The organism is Rhizobium leguminosarum, assembly GCF_010668065.1.
Classification (GTDB): Bacteria; Pseudomonadota; Alphaproteobacteria; order Rhizobiales; family Rhizobiaceae; genus Rhizobium; species Rhizobium leguminosarum_S.
This window is the reverse complement of sequence record NZ_WUEN01000002.1, coordinates 591610-605220: the sequence shown is the minus strand read 5'-3', so window position 1 is coordinate 605220 and position 13611 is coordinate 591610. Positions and strand designations below refer to the sequence as shown.

The window sequence follows — 13611 nt, the reverse complement described above, 5'->3', positions numbered from 1 at the left end:
TTTAAATGAGGCTAGCGGCTTGGCCCGTAAGAGTCAGCATTGTCCACTCAAGAATATATCGTTTCAGTCTCGCGTCCCGAGCCATAAAACATTTCCCAAGTGGTAACCCTTGGTGATGCTCCGAGCGCCTCGCCTGCATCTGCTGGAATCCTCGTCTCCTTGCCATTTACTCCAAAGGGGAAGGAGAGGCGCGGATGACTGCTGAAAGCCTCGATCCACCCAAGGGGAAAACAATGATCAGCGGCGTGGGCGATGCGCTACATTCGGAGTGATTGCAAGGAAAGGTCACACGGATGATCTTCGTCGAGGGGGTAGATCGCAAATATTAGCGTCAGCTCTTCAGCAACGACTTCAAATTCTCCGTGATCATCCTGTTCGTCTCGACGATGCTTTTCCCCCAGATCGCAGCGAGGCCCTCGGTCGCAAAATTCACTTCCGCAGAAGAATAAGTTCCTCCCGGCTTTGAGGTGAAGGGCGCGTCGGTTTCGGTGAGTACCCTTTGCATCGGCATCTGGGATATCAATTCTCGCCCCTTGGCAGATTTGACCATCGGGGCTCCGACCGAAAACCAGCACCCCATCTCAGTTGCTCTTTGAAGCTGCGACGGAGTTCCGGAAAACCAATGAAGAACAGCAATGCCGAAATCCGGATGGCGCTCCAGTGCGTCTAAAACCTTGGTGGCGGCATTGCGACTGTGTATCGATAGGATGCGGCCACCTACCTTGGAACAGGTCGACAAGATATGATTGAAGACCACCTTCTGGTCGTCAAAATGATCAGCGTAGTCGCGGCTTCCGTCCAGACCGACCTCTCCGACGTAGCGCGTTTCCGTTATCAGGCGGTCGAACAGCGGCAGCTCGGATTTCCGCTCATGTGCGATTTCCGGATGAAGACCGAGAGCCGTCTTGATCTTTTTGCAGCCCGAAGCCAGTTTGGCGGTCTTGATGAAAGCTTTGGGAGTGGTCGTTACGGAGAGGACGTAGAGGTCTGCCTCTCTTGCTGCCGCTACAGCCCTGACAGGATCGGGAAAGAGGTCAAGGTGGCAATGGAAGTCGATCAACTCATGATGCTTTCGGATCGCAGATACTGCCCGACCTCGTATAGCCCCTGCTCATGTACGTCAAACCAGCCTTGGCGTTCCTGCGTATTCCAAGGAAGAGGCCCGCTTGACAACGCTCGTTTGTGCAGCGTTGCTTTCGTCGTTGTCTGAGCAGCTGCCACCATCGACATAACGTCGTCCTTCAAGTGGACATTGTCGTCGTTGATTGCATCCCGAAGAGTGCGGCCATATTGCGTTACATCTTTTATCCCTGCAGCAAAAAATGCCGACCGTCGGATTATACAGGGAACGCAGTGGCCGCATTGAACGCCTTTCCGTTTCCACTTGCCACAAGAAACGGTCCTCATTGAAGCAGCCATTTCCGAGCTATCCGGCTTGAACTCCCTTAGCATTTGTCCCTTTGTCATGTGCCTGTACGGATTATCGATCTTTGCCCGAATTCCGACAGCCGTCAAAATATCTTGCAGTTCAGAGAGGAAATGGGGATGGGTCGTTCGTGTGCTCAACGAGCCGATCCGTCGCGGCGTCAGCGGCGCATTGAGGGCGATAAAGCCGTTCTCGGGAACGTAGAGCGGCACCGGCCCGGAATTTGGTCTCAGCTGGGCGACAGCGTCTGCTGCGATGGCAGCGTAGGCAAGGAAGTTAAAGCTCCTGGTTCGCATCGTGGTATCATGACCACTGAACTGCCTCATAGGACTTGCGTTCGCGATAAAGCGCTCGGCCCGGCCGCGAAGAGATGGAAACAATCTGTTCTGATATTGGCGGTCGCCCGTATACGCGTGGCTGACAAGGACGGGGACCTTCCTGTCGCGTAGCAGGTTGTTCACTCCGATCCAACTATCGAGGCCGCCGGAAAAAAGGCTGACGCAATCGACACCGCCTAGATTTGCGGATCGTCTCTTTCTGGTTTGCATGGTGGGCGGCTTGCCTCGACCGCCAGCTCTAAAAGCCAAAGTCCAGGTGTCGCCGCTCAGGAAAGCCAGCACTTTCTCAAGGCGCTCCCGAACTGGTTGCCATGTCTGTGGGCTCACCAGCGGCACGTCCAGCTCAAATGTCCGGGCCCAACCGTTTTCGCCGCTGACGTGACGTGGTGAAAAAGAATCCGCAGCCGTTACAGCAAGAGCGATTGAGAGAAAGTCAAATGCCGCCGTTGAGGTGGGAGCGCTTAGGCGCTCGACTTGCTCTGGAACGCTGTTACCGATGTGAGCGGCATCCGCCAGGTTCGTGACCCCGTAAAGCCTTATGTCGAGGATACCCGTTCCGCTACGGGAGGCTGCATCAAAATCGCTTGTGTGGAATTTTAGACGATTGACGGTCATTGGTAGCTCTCCCAGTCGCTCCAGGCGGTCGTTGTTGCCTCTCGCATGAAGTCCTTTATCTCGGTTTGGGTGAAGCCCCTTGAACCACCTTTCAACCGTTGCTGAAGGGACTTGTCGACGACCACCCGTACGAGATCGAGCAAAGCCTGCTCGCAATCAGCAGTCTTCTTCTCGTCATCGGCGCGGTCCCATGCGCCGCCAGCTTCTTCGACAATGGCCTGGAAAACGGACTGCGACAGAAATTCCGAGAGTAGTTCCGAGATGACGTCATCCGTTAGTGCGGCTGGATCAAACGTCTCGTTCAAGTCTAAAACGGCAGCCACCGCTTCCTGGACAGCGGCGTTGATCCTATCGGCGTCGGCTGTGTCGCCTGCTAGAAACTGACCAAGCGCTTGGGCAAAGTAGTCGGTCGACCTGCCGACAAATTGGCTTGGGTCGAGACCTGGGACGGCGTTGCCATCGGCGATATCGCGCAGGGCCGAATACAGCCCGCCGCCTGCCGTATAAACATTTCCAAAGCGGCGAGGTCCGACGGCGCTTCCACCCGTCGCTGTTCGGGCGAAGTGACCAAGCGCTTTTCTTAGATCGCCTTTGTCGCCTCCACCGGCAACAGCTTTGCCGAAGGCGGTCCTGAACGAGCGGAAACGTTGTGCCTCGGGCGTCGGCAATGGCTTGCCTGGTTCATCGTCCGCCCATGCAGGCACCAGCGGCTGGCTACTATTGGTGCCCCTTGATGATGCTGATGTTCCCATATTCCCCCCTCATTCGTTAAGCCCCTTCAACATGTGTTGGAGCCACGGCGCTTTACCTGGAATTTGATTCAAGAAAGCCGCGAGCACGCCAGCACTGTCGGGTCTCTCCTGCGCCAGGATAATTGGTCCCGTGAGGTCAGTCCGCTTGCGGCTCCAGTCACTGTTCTGGCGAAGAGCACCAACAAGCTCTTGCATGACGTCCAGCGTCTCGTCGGTTGGAATCTTGGAAATCGTGACAAGCGCTGCTTGCGAACTCAATGTTGGTATTTTCAGGAGGTCGCCCACGGCCTTTCTGGCCTCGGCCGAAAGGCTTTTTGATTTGAGCTGCAACGGCAAGGTCTCCCGGGCTAGATACACGGCCGGGCGCAAATCGACGTCTTTGAGAGACGGTTCGATATCGAGCCACTCATCAACAAAAGTTCGGTGCTTCTCGAATGCCTCAGGCACTTGGATAGGTGCCTTCTGATTTGGCTCGAACAGTTGCGGCTTGCCATTCGGGGCCGCGTTGATGAGGTCAAGCAACGCCTTGAATGCCGCCTCGTCGGTACAGCGCTCGAAGAGGGCGAGCTTGGTAATCACGGCCTCGTCCAATTGCATGGACCGCCGCTTTGCCGTTGCATGTCGCATCCTGATGATGTTCATCATGCGTTTGATGACGCGCGGGTTCCCGCCGACAGCCTTGGAATGAGCAAGGATCGGAGCGATGCGGAAGGCCATGTCTATTTGGGCCGCGAGGGCGGCGTCCGCCCCAAGGGCAGCGACGACGTCGTCGCGCTTCAGTTCGACGTCATTCCTCCATGACGTCTGGATACTTCCGATGAGGTAGGACCTGAGAGTTTCGATCTTTTCTTCGGGTACGCCGGAGCGGCTGGCGATCAACATGCAAAGGAATGATAGAACCTCTCGCATGCCAAGCTTAGGGACGTTCACCGGGAATTGGATCAGCTTGTCGAGATAGTCGACGACGTGGCGTGGCGAAGCCCCCTGAAACTGCGCCGACACTGCGTGTCTGATCATGTCCACGTCTGCGGCAATGATGAAGGCCGCATTGGGCATGGATAGGAAAAGGCGCATCGCTTCAAGGCTTTTGATCGCATTTTCGGGCAGGCAACGGTCGAGATTGTCGACGAATACGACCAGCCGCTTTCCCATCGCTTGCAGCACCGCACTGAACTCAGCCTTGAACGCGGTGATTTCCTCCGGCGGCGTTTTGATATCTTTCGGCCGAAACAGTCCCTCGGTTTTGGCTTTGGCAACCTTTGCGCCGTCTTGGATTGTTTCGAGGTCTTTTTCGTCAGCGTTTCCTTCGTACGCGTCTTGTGCTGATCCCAGCATTTTCGAGACAAAGCCGAAGGTTGGCATGCCCATCGCCGCCAAGCCAAGTTCGGCTCCCAGGCCAAGGAACTTCAACTTATTCGCGCGTCGCATCAGATCGAGAGCTTTGTCTTTCACTGAGTCAGGTGCTTTGGCCATGAGTTCGGACGCGATGACCGTCATCAGGGCAGTTTTGGCTTCGTCGAACCCCTGGTAGAGCCAAGCGTCAAACTCAATGACGATGACGTCTGATCTTTTGGACAGCGAGCTTTCGACCAGCTTCAGGACACTGGATTTTCCAGCGCCCCAGCCGCCGTACACCCCGACGGAGAGAGGTAACAGGCTCTCATCGGTGACCATGTCACAGATCAGTTCCGCGACTTCGATGTAATTGAGGTAATCTATGCTTGTTTCGTTATCTGACCACATGCTCTGACTGTGCCCGCACACCCATTTTCGTCAAGCGTCAAATTAACCTTTAAGTTGTCTTCACCGACTTTTTTTGGTTGTGACTATAGGGCGAGGTCCGTTAACGGCGGAAATGACCGCCTCGCTTCACACCGTTTTGCATTCGAGTGCGCTCTGATAGTTGCGGAGCGCGGCCAGTTTGATCGTAGGTATTTTTTCTTATCGATGACATTTTAGCGCCTGTGGATTGCCCCTCTTTAGGTGATTGAATCCATTCGCAGTTCGGCTGCAGTAGCATGTGGACAGGTTGCAGTTCGCGGAGCGCCCACTTTTATATGCACATTGACTCACATTTCGAATAAGAACAAAAGAGGAACACGCTTGCTTTCGAGCGAGAAGAAAACTTGTTTTTGATGAAAGCTGAGAATGGCTCAGGCGAGCGCAAACCGGATTATTTCCGACCTCCGAGTGCGCATCCAGCATCTCGAAGGTACGGCCGCCCGGCCTAAAACGGTCTTGCCGTTCGGGGTGGCCAAGATTGACGCCCACCTTCCAGGTGGCGGGCTGGCCTACGGCGCGTTGCACGAATTTGCCGGGGGCGGAGCAGGAGCCGTGGATGGGGCTGCGGCTGCCCTGTTCGTGGCAGGGATCGCTGCCCGCACGAAGGGCAAGATCGTCTGGTGCCTCGCTCGCCCGGACCTCTTCGCTCCGGCATTGGCCCAAGTCGGCCTCCATCCTGATCGTGTGATCTATGTCGAAGCGATCAAAGAGGAGTTCGTCCTCGAAGCCTGCGAAGAGGCGTTGCGTTTCGGTGGCCTTGGGGCAGTCGTCGCGGAGTTGGTGCGGTTGCCGATGGTTGCCTCGCGCCGTCTACAGCTCGCTGCCGAAAGCTCCGGCACCATTGGCTTGATCGTCCGACGATGGCGGCGGCAGACCGAGGCCGGGGATTTCGGACATCCGACAGCTGCGGCCTCGCGCTGGCGCATATCGGTTTTGCCATCGAAGCCGTTGCCTGTTCCTGGTGTGGGCCGAGCCCAATGGTTGGCAGAACTGATCCGGATCAAGGCAGGGGAAAGTGCAGATTTCATCTTAGAGGCATGTGATGGCCAGGGTCGTATCAGTATTTCTTCCGACGCTGCCGACGGATCGGGTCAGACGCGCCGATCCCTCCATTCCGGCTGAAGCGCCGCTTGTCGTCGTCGCCCGGAGTGGGTCGAAGCGGTGGCTGTCGGCTGTCGATCAGAATGCGGCAATGGTCGGCCTGCACATTGGCATGGCAGCCGCAAAAGCACAGGCACTTGTCCAGGGTCTGCATATGGTTGACGCTGATCCGGCGGCCGACCTTGCTGCACTCGAACGCCTGACGATTTGGGCGCTGTCTCAATATTCACCCGTTGTGGCAACCGATCCTCCTGATGGCATCGTCATGGACACGGAAGGGGCCGATCACCTGCAAGGCGGCGAAGAGCTAATGCTGTCCGGTCTCGTGAACCGGTTTCGCGCACGCGGGCTGCCAGCTCGTGCTGTCATTGCCGATACCTGGGGAGCCGCATACGGGCTGGCGCGGTCCATGAGGGCGGAGACGAAGGTTATTTCAACAGGGAAAACGGCGGAGGCTGTTGCACGACTTCCCCTCTCGGCAATGCGGTTGAACGCCGAGACGATTGTCAGCCTGCGCACGCTCGGCTTCAAAACAATCGGCGAGTTGGCTGCGACACCGCGTGCGCCACTGACCCTCCGCTTTGGTCCGGAGATTGGCCGCCGCCTCGACCAGATGTTGGGCCGCGTCGCCGAACCCATTGATCCGATCCGCTGTCCTGAGATCATCGAAGTCCATCGTGCTTTCGCAGAGCCAATCGGTGCGGCCGAGACCATTGCAAAGTACGTTTCCCGGCTCGTGACGCAGCTCTGTCTCGAACTGCAGGCAAAAGGTCTCGGCGTCCGCCGTACGGACCTGATTGTCCACCGGCTCGACAACACGATTCAGGCTTTGCGAGCAGGGACGGCGAAGCCCGTGAGAGATGCCGTCTGGCTCACGAAGCTCCTCCATGATCGCATCGAGAAGATCGATCCAGGCTTCGGTATCGAGAAGCTCAGCCTTGCCGCCACCATGGTCGAGCCGCTGAATGACCGACAGATTGTTTCCAGTCTCGTTGAGGCCGCCGCCGTCGACGTTACCTCCTTGATCGACATATTGGGCAATCGTGGGACGCAACGCATCTATCGGCTGGCACCTGTTGCGAGCGATGTGCCGGAACGCTCGGTGCAGCGCATCTCGCCAGTTGCCGACGAAGAGGGGCACACATGGCCACTGATCTGGCCGCGTCCCGTGCGCCTGATGGATCGACCCGAACTGATCGAGGTCATGGCTCTGCTACCCGACCATCCACCTGTCTGGTTTACCTGGCGTGGCAAGCGCAGGCGCGTCAAACGGGCGGATGGTCCGGAGCGCATTTACGGCGAGTGGTGGCGGCGAACCTCCGAATGGGTTGCCGTCCGCGACTACTTCGTCGTCGAGGATGAGGCGGGTGAGCGCTACTGGATTTACCGTTCCGGTGACGGTGTCGATTCGGAGACCGGTTCCCATCGGTGGTTTATCCACGGGACATTCGCATGAGATACGCAGAACTCCAGGTCACGACCCACTTCAGTTTTCTTCGTGGCGCATCCTCGTCCGACGAGCTGTTAGCCACCGCCAAGAAACTCGGCATCGAAGCTGTCGGCATCGTCGACCGGAACTCCTTGGCCGGTATCGTTCGAGCATTGGAAGCGTCGCGAGCGACCGGCGTCCGTCTCGTCGTTGGCTGCCGCCTTGACCTGCAGGACGGCACGTCGATCCTGGTCTACCCCACGGATCGTGCTGCCTATTCGCGCCTGACCCGATTGCTGACCCTTGGCAAGTCGCGGGGCGGGAAGGCGAAGTGCATTCTGAACCTCGAAGACGTCGCGCTTTACGCCGAAGGTCTGCTTGCCATTCTGGTGCCGGACCTGGCCGACGAGACCTGCGCCGTTCAGCTTCGGAAGATGTCGGAGGTCTTCAGGGACCGCGCTTATCTATCCCTCTGCCTTCGGCGTCGTCCTAACGACCAGATGCGGCTGCACGAGATTTCCAATCTTGCGGCAAGGTACAGGGTCCGCACGGTCGTCACCAATGACGTGCTCTACCACGATCCTTCGCGCCGCCAGCTCCAGGATGTCGTTACCTGCATCAGGACGAAGGCCACCATCGATGATGTCGGCTTCGAGCGCGAACGGCACGCCGACAGGTTTTTGAAGCCACCAGAAGAGATGGAGCGTCTCTTCCAGCGATATCCGGAAGCGCTGACCAGGACGATGGAGATTGTCGAGCGCTGCAAATTCTCAATGGACGAACTGACTTATCAGTATCCGGAAGAAGCCCTGATACCCGGCATGTCGGCACAACAATCATTGGAGCACTACACCTGGGAAGGCGCAAAGGTGCGCTACCCTGATGGTTTGCCCACCCATGTCGAAAAGATCATCCGGCATGAATTGGTGCTGATCGAAACGATGCGATACGCCCCCTATTTTTTGACAGTTTTTTCCATCGTCCGTTATGCCCGATCCCAGGGAATCCTTTGCCAGGGCCGAGGGTCTGCAGCGAATTCGGCCGTCTGTTTCGTGCTCGGCGTCACCTCCATCGATCCCGAAACCAACGATCTTCTGTTCGAACGGTTCGTGTCGCAAGAACGCGACGAGCCGCCGGACATTGACGTCGACTTCGAGCACGAGCGACGCGAGGAGGTCATCCAATGGATTTACCGAACCTATGGGCGCGACAAGGCGGCACTTTGCGCGACGGTCACACGATATAGGACCAAGGGTGCGATCCGAGACGTGGGTAAAGCACTAGGCCTGCCCGAGGACCTGATCAAGGCTCTGTCCTCTGGTGTCTGGGCATGGTCAGAAGCCGTCGGCGAGAAGCAAGTCAGGGACCTCAATCTCAATCCCGAAGACCGGCGTCTCGCGTTGACGCTTCAGTTAGCGCAGCAGCTGATGGGTGCACCTCGTCACCTGGGTCAGCATCCCGGCGGCTTTGTTTTGACGCATGAGCGTCTCGATGACCTGGTGCCAATCGAACCGGCGTCGATGGTGGATCGCCAGGTCATCGAATGGGACAAAGACGATGTCGAAGCCCTGAAGTTCATGAAGGTGGACGTGTTGGCGCTCGGTATGCTGACCTGCATGGCCAAGAGTTTTACGCTCCTCGCCCATGAGAAGGACATCGATCTCGATCTCGCAACGATCCCGCAGGAGGAGCCCCAAACCTACGCGATGATCCGCAAGGCCGACACCTTGGGCACCTTCCAGATCGAGAGCAGGGCTCAGATGTCGATGTTGCCGCGCCTGAGACCTCGAACCTTCTACGACCTCGTCATCCAGGTGGCCATCGTGCGCCCCGGTCCGATCCAGGGCGACATGGTGCATCCCTATCTCCGTCGCCGAGAGGGTAAGGAAAAGGTCGAATACCCGACACCCGAACTGGAGGCGGTTCTCAACAAGACGCTAGGGGTGCCGCTGTTTCAGGAATCTGCGATGAAAGTGGCCATGGTTTGTGCCGGTTTCACTGGCGGCGAGGCGGATCAACTCAGAAAGAGCATGGCGACCTTCAAGTTCACCGGAGGCGTGAGCCGTTTCAAGGACAAGCTTGTGAACGGGATGGTCCGCAATGGCTATACGCCGGAGTTCGCGGAGAAGACCTTCAGCCAGCTCGAAGGATTCGGCAGCTACGGCTTTCCGGAGAGCCACGCAGCATCGTTCGCCCTGATCGCTTACGCGTCGAGCTACATCAAGTGCCATTTCCCTGATGTCTTCTGCGCGGCGCTGCTGAATTCGCAGCCAATGGGGTTCTACGCGCCCGCCCAAATCGTTCGCGACGCTCGTGAACATGGCGTCGAGGTGCGGCCAGTTTGCGTCAACCGGTCCCGTTGGGATTCCACGCTCGAACTCATCGAGGGCTCCGACCGACATGCTGTTCGCCTGGGTATGAGAATGGTACGTGGCCTCGCCACTGCCGACGTTGCCCGGATCGTTGTTGCCCGCGCCGATCAGCCTTTCGATAGCGTCGACGATATGTGGCGGCGCTCGGGCGTTCCGGCTGCATCGTTGGTAGAGCTGGCCGAAGCGGACGCCTTTCTGCCATCGCTCGGGCTGGAGCGCCGCGATGCGCTGTGGGCGATCAAGGCATTGCGAGATGAGCCACTACCGCTTTTTGCGGCGGCTGCGGAGCGGGAGGCAAGAACGATTGCGGAGCAGCAGGAACCAGCGGTCGAACTGCGGCAGATGACTCAGGGGCACAACGTCGTCCTCGATTACGGGCATACCGGTCTGACGTTGCGAGAACACCCCGTCAGTTTTCTCCGTCGGGAGCTGGAGGAACGTCGGATCGTCACCTGCGCGGAAGCGATGTCGGCCCGCGATGGTCGATGGCTGATGGCGGCTGGGCTGGTGTTGGTGCGCCAGCGGCCGGGCTCAGCAAAGGGCGTCATCTTCATGACGATTGAAGACGAGACAGGTGTGGCCAATGTCGTCATCTGGCCCAAGCTGTTCGAGCGGTCGAGAAGGGTTGCGCTGGGAGCCTCGATGTTGGCGATCAATGGCCGAATTCAGCGTGAGGGCGATGTCGTTCACCTGGTTGCCCAGCAGCTGTTCGATCTTTCGGGAAGCCTGATGGGGCTTGCGGATCGCGATCTGGAATTCCGACTGCCGACGGGGAGAGGTGATGAGTTAGCCCGTGGCACGCCCGGCAGGCCGGATTCGCGCGAGCCGTCGGGCCAAGGAGTGAAGTCGCGGGATATCTTCATTCCCGATTTGCATATTGACCAACTCAAGGTGAAGAGCCGGAATTTTCACTAGGAAATGAATGCTTTTTGCCTCAATGCGAAAGTCATCCATCATGCGCTTCGAGACCGCCTCTCGCTGCAAACGCGAAGCCGCCCGGGTTTGCAACGGCCAATCCATGTTTTTTCTCGACTGGGTCGAAGCATTGTCACAAGTATGAACGCCTCAGTTGAGGACTATTCCGTCAGTTCCCGATATTATTTGGCGTTTATACTGAGCACCTTCAATGAGTCGATAGGCTTCGCTTGTCTGTCGACGGCAAAGTAGAGTTTATCGTTACCCATCCCGCCAATTAGCGTATTCCCTGTGACCTTCTGCCCTTTCGTAATGAATGTTTGCTGCAATCCATAGTAGCGGGTTGTTAAGCCGTCACTATGGCTTATTGCAACGACTTTCCATGGCTGTCCGTCCTCTTGGGTAACTGAGGTGACCTCGCCGTCGGCGGCCGCCCAGACGGCTGCATTCCTGACTCCGACGATTTCGATGCCACCGTTTGCGGTGACGTTGAATTCTCCGGTCAAAGGCCAATTCAGCTCCTTTCCGGTGACAAGGGGAACTTCAATTACATTGCCCGGCTGCGGCTCGTCATTCGGTCCGAGAGCATTAGCGGAACGAAGTTTGTCCGGCGCAACGCCGAAGCGGTCAGCAAGGCTAGAAAGAGTGTCAGTTGGTCCGACCTCCACGAGCTTCGGTGTGTAGGTGCCGTCGTCAACACTTCCAAGTCCGACAAGGTCGTTTGCCTCGTAATACTTTAGCGCTTGCTCCAATGAGATCGCCAAATTGCGCTCATGTGGTGGTTGACCGGTTTTAGTAGTTGTGGATGCCACCCTGATACCATTGTCGATTCCAGCCATGCCCCCACCAACTGCAGGCGGTTTAGGTTTTCTGGAATCGTTATCGCATCTCTCTGGCATGCTAATCGATGCCGACGAGTTAAAATACCTATGCTTCGATGAAGCTTTACAAACTTCAATTGTGACCTCAATGGACGAAAAACTGAGACGGTCAAGGCTATAGAGATAAGCGCCGGGTCCAATCGGTTTGGGGTCTGGCTCTTCTGTCGAAGTCCTTTTGATGGTCCCGCCGTGGTTGCGGTTGTCTATCGAGCGAAGGGAACCCACGATCTCGCGTTCGGCAGCCTTGGCGTAGTCGGATGACGATTCCACCGAGACAAACGCCAGAGTTTCCAACAGCAATAAGGCAAATGCTATTCTTTTCATACCAAGTCCTCCACCTTTGTGGACAGAAAACTTTCGATAGCATCTCGGATGTTCACCACTCCAACAACGACCCCCACAAGCGCAAAGGATAATACGCCGTTGCTGAAGTCCGAATGCATTTTTTGCCAAGCTAACAAAACGCCACATATCGAAGTCCCAATTAACACAAGTGGCCACACCCATTTCAAAGTGTGGACGAGCCGAACTGCTCTACCACTTCGATGATCGCAATAGGCTCGCCAAAAGATGATCACAGTGCTGACCACGGCGGCGCTAATGGCGGCAATTACCATTGAAATTAACTCACTGAACCATACGCCTGAAGAGTCTTCTACCTGAAGAAATTGTGCATTGGTGAACGCGTATACTGCGTTTGCAACGATAAGTCCGCCCGGTATTCTACCAATCGGAGTGCTATGCCAGTCCCCTGACGCCGGGTCTCCCGCAGCGATGAGAGTTATACCATTTGGTTCGTTTGTTCTTTGATATATTGCTGTTTCGGAATTGAAATATCGACTTTGGACAATCTTCAATACGGCCGCTTTTTCTCTATCTAAGTCTGTGGTTACAGTTCCTATCCAACCCAGATGGAAGTTTATTCGCAGCGCGTCAGGGGTAGGTTTCATTGTTCCAACGACCAGGTCGCAACGTGCGTCGGGCCGAGCGCAATAGTGCAGGCTCTCGGTGCTTTTCCGATTGGCCGTTGCGACGCGCCGTCTCGTTTCGAGACCGGCATCATCTAGCTTCTTCCTCAGGGCGGCTGCATTCTCCGCTTGAGCTGCGAGACTGACAACGAGTGAGAATGAAGGTATGCGTCGGCGGTAAACGTCGCCCTGTTTTGTTCCAGAAATGTCCGCGATGACCCAGGGTTGAATTGCTCCGGTCAAACCGAAGTAATTGTCATCCAACGACGTTGAGGAAAGAAAGGCGTGGCCGAAAAATACCGGCAAGTCGGGTATTTCTGGAACTACCGAACATTGGTCCCAAAACATTTGCGCTTCAGAATAGGGCTCCGAACCGACTAGCGGTCTCAACATAACGACAATCATTTGCTGCGAGGCAGCCGTTATGGCCTGCAGAAGATCGGTGGTCGCCTTGTCGCAAGTTGTTTTGACAGATGGCAGCACATCAATCGCAAGTACGCGTGCACCACTCTGTGCGGTTAGAGCGATGAGCTTTGCAAGCTGTGATCGGTTGATAGTGGCGGATAGTGCGCAGTCGTCTGGAACCTCACGAGGTTCTTCACAGGCCTCGTTCTGCACAGAAATCAAGGTCATTTTCAAGTTTGAGAACGGCAATGGCTTTCCGTAGGCCTGAGCTTCCATATTGGCATTCCCGATTGCGTCACGCGCCGCAACAACGGGAGCAAAATTGCTCCAGTCAACAAAAGCGAAGGACAGCAATGCTCCTAAAATCAAGAAGGCAACGGTTCGGACGAGAATACTTCGAATGAAATCCCGAAGATCGCCTTCGGTGATTCTTTTTTTAAACGATGGTGCCGCCTGTAGAGTGGCGGTACTTGAGGTATCCGTCGGCAAGGCTGCTTCTCTCCCCAATGGGATGCCAGTGTATTCTGTCTGTTGAAATATTCAATGATCAAGGAATTCTTTTATATATTATAAAAGACATCAAATCCTTACAGTTATACATTGGTAGCGTCGCGGAAATGTAATAGA

Annotated in this window: 9 protein-coding genes; 3 read left to right on the top strand and 6 right to left on the bottom strand. The window is 56.3% G+C overall.

Going from position 1 to position 13611, the window contains the following annotated elements:
• Window positions 1–331: 331 nt before the first annotated feature.
• From qatD to GR198_RS07410, 4 genes are read right to left on the bottom strand one after another with little or no spacing between them, the layout of a single operon-like run.
• Window positions 332–1060: a Qat anti-phage system TatD family nuclease QatD gene (gene qatD, locus GR198_RS07425; protein WP_164068142.1), complete on the bottom strand. Its 729-nt coding sequence runs from the start codon at window positions 1058–1060 to the stop codon at window positions 332–334.
• Window positions 1057–2379, bottom strand: coding sequence for a Qat anti-phage system QueC-like protein QatC (qatC, locus tag GR198_RS07420; protein WP_164068140.1), 1323 nt, complete (start codon window positions 2377–2379; stop codon window positions 1057–1059). Before qatC ends, qatD begins: the two co-directional genes overlap by 4 nt.
• Entirely contained in the window at window positions 2376–3131 is a 756-nt protein-coding gene (locus tag GR198_RS07415) for a hypothetical protein (protein WP_164068138.1), read from the bottom strand. Before GR198_RS07415 ends, qatC begins: the two co-directional genes overlap by 4 nt.
• 9 nt (window positions 3132–3140) lie before the next feature.
• Window positions 3141–4874 carry a KAP family P-loop NTPase fold protein gene (locus tag GR198_RS07410; protein WP_130827401.1) on the bottom strand — a complete coding sequence of 578 codons (1734 nt, stop codon included), beginning with the start codon at window positions 4872–4874 and terminating at the stop codon, window positions 3141–3143.
• Between the two features lie 405 nt (window positions 4875–5279).
• Here GR198_RS07410 and GR198_RS07405 point away from each other — a divergent pair, with 405 nt between their 5' ends.
• The 3 genes from GR198_RS07405 to GR198_RS07395 are packed head-to-tail and all read left to right on the top strand — an operon-like array spanning window position 5280 to window position 10730.
• Window positions 5280–6035 carry an ImuA family protein gene (locus tag GR198_RS07405; protein WP_130790944.1) on the top strand — a complete coding sequence of 252 codons (756 nt, stop codon included), beginning with the start codon at window positions 5280–5282 and terminating at the stop codon, window positions 6033–6035.
• Entirely contained in the window at window positions 5956–7470 is a 1515-nt protein-coding gene (locus GR198_RS07400) for a Y-family DNA polymerase (protein ID WP_164068136.1), read from the top strand. The genes GR198_RS07405 and GR198_RS07400 overlap by 80 nt, the downstream gene beginning before the upstream one ends.
• Window positions 7467–10730 carry an error-prone DNA polymerase gene (locus GR198_RS07395; protein WP_164068134.1) on the top strand — a complete coding sequence of 1088 codons (3264 nt, stop codon included), beginning with the start codon at window positions 7467–7469 and terminating at the stop codon, window positions 10728–10730. The genes GR198_RS07400 and GR198_RS07395 overlap by 4 nt, the downstream gene beginning before the upstream one ends.
• A gap of 182 nt (window positions 10731–10912) precedes the next feature.
• Here the strand turns inward: GR198_RS07395 and GR198_RS07390 are convergent, their stop codons facing one another.
• Together GR198_RS07390 and GR198_RS07385 are read right to left on the bottom strand one after the other, a co-directional pair.
• Complete coding sequence (locus tag GR198_RS07390) at window positions 10913–11935, bottom strand: peptidoglycan DD-metalloendopeptidase family protein (protein WP_164068132.1); 1023 nt, start codon at window positions 11933–11935, stop codon at window positions 10913–10915.
• Complete coding sequence (locus GR198_RS07385; protein ID WP_164068130.1) at window positions 11932–13473, bottom strand: CHASE2 domain-containing protein; 1542 nt, start codon at window positions 13471–13473, stop codon at window positions 11932–11934. Before GR198_RS07385 ends, GR198_RS07390 begins: the two co-directional genes overlap by 4 nt.
• Window positions 13474–13611 lie beyond the last annotated feature (138 nt).

What these genes read in the sequence shown, in the direction of transcription:
- qatC (WP_164068140.1), bottom strand. Translation starts at nt 2,379, where the DNA reads ATGACCGTCAATCGTCTAAAATTCCACACAAGCGATTTTGATGCAGCC.
- GR198_RS07415 (WP_164068138.1), bottom strand. Translation starts at nt 3,131, where the DNA reads ATGGGAACATCAGCATCATCAAGGGGCACCAATAGTAGCCAGCCGCTG.
- GR198_RS07410 (WP_130827401.1), bottom strand. Translation starts at nt 4,874, where the DNA reads ATGTGGTCAGATAACGAAACAAGCATAGATTACCTCAATTACATCGAA.
- GR198_RS07405 (WP_130790944.1), top strand. Translation starts at nt 5,280, where the DNA reads ATGGCTCAGGCGAGCGCAAACCGGATTATTTCCGACCTCCGAGTGCGC.
- GR198_RS07400 (WP_164068136.1), top strand. Translation starts at nt 5,956, where the DNA reads ATGGCCAGGGTCGTATCAGTATTTCTTCCGACGCTGCCGACGGATCGG.
- GR198_RS07395 (WP_164068134.1), top strand. Translation starts at nt 7,467, where the DNA reads ATGAGATACGCAGAACTCCAGGTCACGACCCACTTCAGTTTTCTTCGT.
- GR198_RS07390 (WP_164068132.1), bottom strand. Translation starts at nt 11,935, where the DNA reads ATGAAAAGAATAGCATTTGCCTTATTGCTGTTGGAAACTCTGGCGTTT.